The sequence below is a fragment of the Deltaproteobacteria bacterium genome, assembly GCA_003696105.1.
Classification (GTDB): Bacteria; Myxococcota_A; Polyangia; order Haliangiales; family J016; genus J016.
On the sequence record RFGE01000187.1, the window covers coordinates 1 to 3,367 of the forward strand.

General features: G+C 73.9%; 3 protein-coding genes and 1 tRNA gene. 3 read left to right on the forward strand and 1 reads right to left on the reverse strand.

Annotated features, from left to right (window positions below):
• On the reverse strand, positions 1-1,362 hold a 1,362-nt coding region (locus tag D6689_12235; protein RMH40955.1), incomplete at its 3' end, for a hypothetical protein.
• A gap of 247 nt (positions 1,363-1,609) precedes the next feature.
• Between D6689_12235 and D6689_12240 the strand changes: the two genes are divergently transcribed.
• The 3 genes from D6689_12240 to D6689_12250 form a co-directional block, all read left to right on the forward strand.
• Positions 1,610-1,684: transfer RNA gene (locus D6689_12240), tRNA-Cys, on the forward strand.
• A 149-nt stretch (positions 1,685-1,833) separates the two neighbouring features.
• On the forward strand, positions 1,834-3,270 hold the full coding sequence (locus tag D6689_12245; protein RMH40956.1) for a hypothetical protein: 1,437 nt from the start codon (positions 1,834-1,836) through the stop codon (positions 3,268-3,270).
• Positions 3,267-3,367 (forward strand): class I SAM-dependent methyltransferase (locus D6689_12250; GenBank protein ID RMH40957.1); only part of this gene is annotated, 101 nt, incomplete at its 3' end. The genes D6689_12245 and D6689_12250, both read left to right, overlap by 4 nt.

Below are 3,367 nucleotides of genomic sequence, written 5' to 3' on the forward strand. Positions count from 1 at the left end.
GCCGGACGACGCCTCGCCACCGCGCGTTCGGACGCGGAAGACGTCGTCGCGCGCGCCGCGGGGGATCTCGACGACGAGCGACGTGTCCGAGCGCTGGAGTACGCGCAGCCTGCGACGGCCGTAGAACACCTCTACGTCGGGGGTGAAGCCCGTGCCGGAGATCGTGACGCGCGTCCCGACGGGGCCGCCGGCCGGAGAAAACTCGGCCACCGATGGGACGGCGACCACGTCGAACGTGCCCCGCGCGTGCACGCGCAGGTTGCCGCGCAGCAGCGTCAGCTTGCCGCTGCGCGCCCGCGCCGGGATCTCGATGACGATCTGAGTCGGCCGAAGCTGGACGATCGGAACGGGCGTCCCCGCCAACAGGACCTGGTCCCCCGCGGCGAAGTTCTGGCCGTCGATGGTCACCCGCGTGCCGACCGGGCCGTAGGTCGGTGCGAACCGCGCGATCGCGGGCGGCATGTCCAGGTGGAACGGCTCGCGCGATCGCGCCTGCCCCCACGGCGTGCGCACCACGATGTATTCGTCCGTGCGGGCCCGCTGCGGGATCACCGCGTCGATCCACGTCGGCGCCGAGCCGGTGACCTGCATCGGCCACCGGCCGTAGAACACGCGATCCTTGCCCGTGAAGTGTTTGCCCTGGATGCGCACCGTCGCGCCGGCGGCACCGCGCACCGGCGACAGCGCCTCGATCACCGGCGCCGGCTGCACCACGCGGAACGGCCGGCGCGACCGCGCTTGTGGGCCGTTCGGGCGCGAGACGACCAGGTAGTCGGTCGTCGCGCCCTGCGGGATGACCGCCACGATGCGCGTCGGCGCAAGCGACTCCACCGCGATCGCGCGGCCGTTCATGAGCACCTGGTCGCCGGGACGGAAGCCGACCCCGCGGATCTCGACGCGGGTGCCCGCGACGCCAGACGCCGGCGACACCGACCGCACAAGGGGCGGCGCGATCACGTCGAAACGGCCGACCACGAGGTCGTCGGCCATCTGCGGGTGGCGGAGAACGATCGTGCCGTCGCCCGCGCGGCGCGGCACGCGGAACGCGAGCGTCGAGTCGTTCATGCGGTGCGGCCGAACGCGCTTTCCGCCGACGAGCAGGAGCACTTTGCGACCGAAGCCGCGGCCCTCGATCACGACCTCCGTGCCGGCCGGGCCGGACTGCGGCCCCCACCGCGTGACTGCGATCGGCGGGACGCCCTTTTTGGGCTTGCCGCGGCGCGCCTTCACGCGCTCCGTAGGCCGGTCGGCGTGCCGTTTGCGGTGATCGCGCGTCTTGACCTGCGCCGTCGCCGGCAGCGCCAGGCACAGCGCGGCGAGCGCGGCGAACGCGGTCGCGAATCGGTTCAGTCGTCGGTTCATGGTGCCTCCCGATGTGGCGCGGATGGCTGGCGTGTCACACGGTTACCGACGCCCCCCGCCGTCGCCTATTCAAACCGCGGCGAGGCTACCACGGAACCGACGACGCCCGAGCGGGACGACCTTCCGCCGCCGCGTGCAGCCCGCGCAGCGTCGGGCGGCGGGCGTGCATCGCGGCGCGTGCGGCCGCGCGCCGACGGGCCGAGCCCCTTGAACTTCCCCCGCCGCCTGCGGTATCAAACCGCTGCCCGGTGCCATAGCCAAGTGGTAAGGCAGAGGTCTGCAAAACCTCCATTCCCCGGTTCGAATCCGGGTGGCACCTCCAACCTGTTCTACTGCGACCGGCACGCGCGTGCGGTCGCGTCGGCGCACGCCGCTGATCTGCCGCCTGCGCGGCGAGCGCGGCAACCGGCTGCGGGGCGCGGCGCCTGCCGCGCGGTGGTGCGGGGGCGGCGGGCGTGATTGGATCGCCGCATGCTCGGGACGGTCACGGCGTGGGTGTTCGCGGCGACCATCGCGGTCGCGCCGGGCGAGTCGATCCAGGCCGCGATCGACGTCGCGATGCCCGGCGACACGGTCGTCGTGGCGGCCGGAACGTACGCCGAGTCGCTTCGCACCGTGCGCGACGGCGACGCGGGTGCGCCGATCGCGGTGCGCGCCGCCGGCGACGGCGACGTCGTCGTGACGGTGTCGGGCCGCGTGCTCGACGTCCGTCACGCATACTTCACGGTCGACGGCGTGATCTTCGACGGCCAGTACGGGGCGCGGGCTGCGGTGGCGGTCGACGCCGCCGGCCACGACTTCACGCTGCGCAATAGCGAGGTGCGCAGGTCGGGGCGCGACTGCGTGGACCTCGGCGGCGCAGCGAACGTCACGATCGAGCGCAGCGCGATCCATCACTGCCTCGACGCCACCGGCGGCCGCACCGATGCGCACGGTGTCACGGGCGGCGCGGTTCGCAACCTGACGATTCGCGACAGCGACATTCACACGTTCTCCGGCGACGCGATCCAGTTCGCGCCGGCGCGGCCGGACCCGGGCTGGGACGGCATCGTCATCGAGGGGTGCCGCCTGTGGCTCGAGCCGTTGCCGCAGCCGGAAAACGGGTTTGCGGCCGGCGTCGTGCCGGGAGAAAACGCGGTCGACACCAAGACGCCGGCGGGCGGGCCGCGGGCATCGCTGATCATCCGCGATACGACCGCGTTCGGCTTCCGCGGCGGGATGATCTCGAACATGGCGGCGTTCAACCTCAAAGAGAACATCGACGCGGTGGTCGACGGAGTGACCGTGTACGACTCGGAGATCGCGCTGCGGCTGCGCTTTCCGGCGCGGGTGCGCGTGCAAAATGCGCTGATCTACGACAGCGATACCGCCGTGCGCTACGAGGACGGCATCGAGGAGCTGCGGCTGTGGAACGTGACGATCGGCGCGGGCGTCGGCCGGGCGCTGCGGGCCGCGTCGTCGGCCGGCAGCGCGGTGGACGTACGCAACACGGCGGTGGTCGCCGCGTCGCTGCCCGACGAGGCGGCCGGGGTCGCGTCGAACCTCGCCGTACCGGCCGGCGCGTTCGACGCGGCGCATCGCCCGGTGGCCGGGTCGCCGGTGATCGACACCGGCGAGCCGATCGCCGAGGTCACCGCCGATCGCGCCGGCACGCCGCGCCCGCAGGGCGCCGGCTACGACGTCGGCGCGTTCGAGTTTTGCGGCGCGGCGTGCGGTTCGCCGGACGCCGGCGCCGGCGCCGACGCGGGCGGGGCCGACGCGGGCGGCGCCGGCTCGGCGGATGGCGATGCCGCCGGTGGCTGCGGCTGCCGCGCCGGCGGCCGCCGCTCTCCCGCGTGGGCCGCCTCCGTTCTGGTCGCCGCCGCCCTGGCGCGCGTGCGGCGGCGCGGCCGCCGGAGGGGACCGTGAACCGCGACGAGTGGAACGCCCGCTACGCGTCCGCCGATCTGGTCTGGGGCGCCGGGCCCAACCCGTTCGTCGCGGCCGAACTCGCGTCGCTGCCACC

What these genes read in the sequence shown, in the direction of transcription:
- D6689_12245 (RMH40956.1), top strand. Translation starts at nt 1,834, where the DNA reads ATGCTCGGGACGGTCACGGCGTGGGTGTTCGCGGCGACCATCGCGGTC.